This is a genomic window from Arthrobacter sp. Y3223164, assembly GCF_059091005.1.
In genome coordinates this window covers 1-3486 of sequence record NZ_JBNHGF010000293.1, presented here as the reverse complement: position 1 = coordinate 3486, position 3486 = coordinate 1, and the positions used below count along the sequence as shown (strand labels likewise).

Genomic DNA, 3486 nt, shown 5'->3' with positions numbered 1-3486 from the left:
GGAGACGGCGCCGGCTGGGCGCGGCGTCGGCCGGGCGTTGCGGCACGAGGGCGTGAGTGTTCGGCCGGGGCGGTTGAACGGCGCCGTCCCGAGGCTTTGTGTCCTGCCAAAATTCTGTTACCTCTCCCAAAGCGCCTGCGAAGTTAGCTGTCGGATTCGAGTCAAGAGAAAACTCGGCCACACCGCACAGAGCGCCGGTGGAACGATTCACCGAGGCTTTGCCCGCTGCGGCTTCACCCCAAGGCAGCGAACAAACTGCCGCTTGGTGGGTCCTCCGCCCCTGTCTCACGGATACACGCCTCCGCCGACAGGGTTCGGCTTGCGAAGGGTGTGGGAATCGATGTCTCGATGCCCGGGTCAACTATACGTAAAACTCCCCGAAAGTAATAAATCCGTTATCCGGGGTGCGTGTTTTCAAGGGTCAACGTTTCATCGCATTGATACAAAGATGTGCGCGGCGACTTCCGGCGGCAGCTCCAAGGCCCCTTCGATCCCCGGCACGCGCACGGAGATGTACTCGCCGGCGGTCTCCAGCTGAAGGCTGGCGCCCGGCTTCAAACCGCCCTCTTCCAGCTGGAGCAACAGTTCCGGTTCCACCTGGATGGGCTCCGCCAGCCTGACGATGCTCACCTCTTTGTCGGACGTGTAGCTGCCCATGGCCTGCGCCAGATTGAGCACGCCGGTGGTGAACTCTTCGGCCGGCTGGCCCCCGAGCGCTTCCAGGCCGGGGATGGGGTTGCCGTACGGCGAAACCGTCGGCCTGCCCAACAGTTCGTAGAGCCGCTGCTCCACCCGCTCGCTCATCACGTGCTCCCAGCGGCAGGCCTCGTCATGCACGTAGGCCCAGTCCAGTCCGATGACGTCGGAGAGCAGCCGCTCGGCCAGTCGGTGCTTGCGCATCACTTCGGTGGCTTTACGCCGGCCCAGCTCGGTCAGTTCCAGATGCCTGTCGCCGGTGACGACCACGAGTCCGTCCCGCTCCATCCGCCCGATCGTCTGCGACACGGTCGGGCCCGAGTGGCGCAGCCGCTCGGCGATCCGGGCGCGCAGCGCGACGATGTTCTCTTCTTCGAGCTCGAGGATAGTGCGCAGGTACATCTCGGTAGTGTCGATGAGATCAGTCAATGGCTTCTTGCTCCTCGGCGCGGTGAAAAGGCTGCTCCAGCAGCATGCATGAGGGTGTTTTCCCCTCCCCAGCCTAGCCTGTTTTCCTTGCCGGACCGGCAGCTTCGCCGCGGGCTGACGCGTCGGGCGCCCAACGCAACAATGGCCACTGCAACTAACGGCGGCCCTCGGCGTTGAGGCAGAATGAAACGGGCGTTCAACGGCGAACCGCCATCGAGATCATTGCCACCACGCCAGGAAAGGTATTCATGAGCGATACCCAGTCCATCAGCATTCCCGCCGACCTGCTGCCGAAAGACGGGCGCTTTGGCGCCGGGCCGTCCAAGGTGCGCCCGGAACAGGTCGACGCCCTGGTCGCCGCCGGCAAGAACCTCCTGGGCACGTCGCACCGCCAGGCACCGGTGAAGAATCTGGTGGGCAGCGTCCGCGAAGGGCTCAAGGAGTTCTTCAAGGCGCCGGAGGGTTACGAGGTCATCCTGGGCGTTGGCGGCTCGACGGCGTTTTGGGACGTTGCAACCTTCGGACTGGTCGAGCAGAAGGCCCAGCACCTGTCCTTCGGGGAGTTCAGCTCCAAGTTCGCCGCGGCCACCAACAAGGCTCCGTTCCTGGCCGAGTCCAGCATCATCACCTCGGAACCCGGCTCCCGGCCGGAGCCGCGGGCTGAGGCCGGCGTGGATGTCTATGCGTGGGCGCAGAACGAAACCTCCACCGGCGTGGCGGCTCCGGTGCAGCGAGTGAAGGGTGCCGACGACGGCGCCTTGGTCCTCATCGACGCCACCTCCGCCGCGGGCGGGCTCGACGTCGACGTCGCCCAGAGCGACGTCTACTACTTCGCGCCCCAGAAAAACTTCGCGTCCGACGGCGGCCTGTGGCTGGGCGTCTTCTCCCCCGCAGCGCTGGAACGGGCCGCCCGGATCGGTGCCACCGACCGCTGGATTCCGGACTTCCTCAATCTTGAAACGGCCATCGACAATTCGCTGAAGAACCAGACCTACAACACGCCTGCGCTGGCAACCTTGGTCACGCTCAACGCCCAGATCGAGTGGCTGAACGGCAACGGCGGTTTGGACTTTGCTTCCGCCCGGACCGCCGATTCGGCAGGACGGGTGTACCAGTGGGCGGAGGCTTCCGCCGTGGCGACCCCGTACGTGGCGAACCCGGAGCACCGCTCGAACGTCATCGCGACGGTGGACTTCGACGAGTCGGTTGACGCCGCGGCGGTCGCCAAGGTGTTGCGCGCGAACGGAGTGGTGGACGTGGAGCCGTACCGCAAGCTCGGCCGCAATCAGCTGCGCATCGCCACCTTTGTCGCCGTGGAGCCGGAGGACGTCAGCGCGCTGCTGGCCTGCATCGACTACGTGGTGGACCGGGTCAAGGGCTGATTCCCCCGACCTCGCGTCGTTTCGCAAAGGTCCGGCTACCGTTCGCGGCGGCCGGACCTTTCGCATTGGCAGCAGTTGCGTAGGGCGTTGCGCCAGCCGCGTCCCGCCGTCCAGCGAGCCTGAACGCTCGCCCCTCAAACTGTCGGAGGCAGCCGGTAGCGTGAGGATATGGAGGGCGAGGGCGACGAGCTTCGGTTCCCGGTTCCGGGACAGGGACTGGTGATGGACCTTGGTGTGCCTTCGCGTCCGGACAGTTCCCTGCTGGAAGCGCTGCTGCAGCACGTGGTGGCAGAAGCGTTGCTCCGCCGGTATGGCATCAGCTCTGATCGCGCCGGACTCTACTCGGCGGCCGCTGACCCTGGTGCGTCTGCCGCCGCCGAGGCGGCCGACACTGCAGAGATTCCCTCGCCAACCAAAGCCGACGGCGGCGGGCAGCCAACCGTATCCGAGGATCCCGGAGCATCCCAGGAATCTGGCGCCGGACAACCGACGGCCGGGACCACCGAGGAGGGGGTAGGACTGACCGTGGTGCCGGAGGACGCCGGTGGCGAGCCTGTGATGCCCGAGGGCGGGGTGGGGGTGCCTGCCGTGCTGGCCGGTTTGTTGGCGGTGGTGGAGCCGGCGGAACTGGATGACGTGCAGACCATGGATTATCTTTTGGCTGCCGCGCGGGTGGAGGCGTGGGTGCAGTCGTGCCGGGTGAAGGCGTTGGACCGCTTCGCCCGGCTGCGTCCCGGTGTGGGCGGGGACCGGGACCCGGAAGGCTTTTCCCGCTTCGCGCACCAGGAGGTCTCGGCGCATCTGTGCACCGGTGACGCGGCGGCGCGGGCCATGCTGGCCGATGCCCGGCAGATCTGCACGCACCTGCCGGGCACTCTTGAGGCGATGGGCCGCGGGGACCTGGACTTGCCGCGGGCGAAGGCGCTGGCCCGCGGCTGCGCGGACCTGCCGGCGGAATGCCTGCCGGATTTTGAGGCAG

General features: G+C 66.6%; 3 protein-coding genes and 1 riboswitch. Of the genes, 2 read left to right on the top strand and 1 reads right to left on the bottom strand.

Annotated features, from left to right (window positions below; all coding sequences use genetic code 11):
* Positions 1 to 116 precede the first annotated feature (116 nt).
* Positions 117 to 330: riboswitch (cyclic di-AMP (ydaO/yuaA leader) on the bottom strand.
* 99 nt (positions 331 to 429) lie between these two features.
* On the bottom strand, positions 430 to 1125 hold the full coding sequence (locus AC5RUJ_RS12785) for an iron-dependent transcriptional repressor DtxR (RefSeq protein ID WP_494001767.1): 696 nt from the start codon (positions 1123 to 1125) through the stop codon (positions 430 to 432).
* A gap of 248 nt (positions 1126 to 1373) precedes the next feature.
* Between AC5RUJ_RS12785 and serC the strand changes: the two genes are divergently transcribed.
* Positions 1374 to 2507, top strand: coding sequence for a phosphoserine transaminase (serC, locus tag AC5RUJ_RS12780; protein WP_494128092.1), 1134 nt, complete (start codon positions 1374 to 1376; stop codon positions 2505 to 2507).
* 168 nt (positions 2508 to 2675) lie between these two features.
* The coding region (locus AC5RUJ_RS12775) for a hypothetical protein (protein WP_494155955.1) at positions 2676 to 3486 on the top strand (811 nt) is incomplete at its 3' end.

Bases quoted from the DNA above. Each gene is read 5' to 3' on its own strand.
- serC (WP_494128092.1), top strand. From the start codon at position 1,374: ATGAGCGATACCCAGTCCATCAGCATTCCCGCCGACCTGCTGCCGAAA.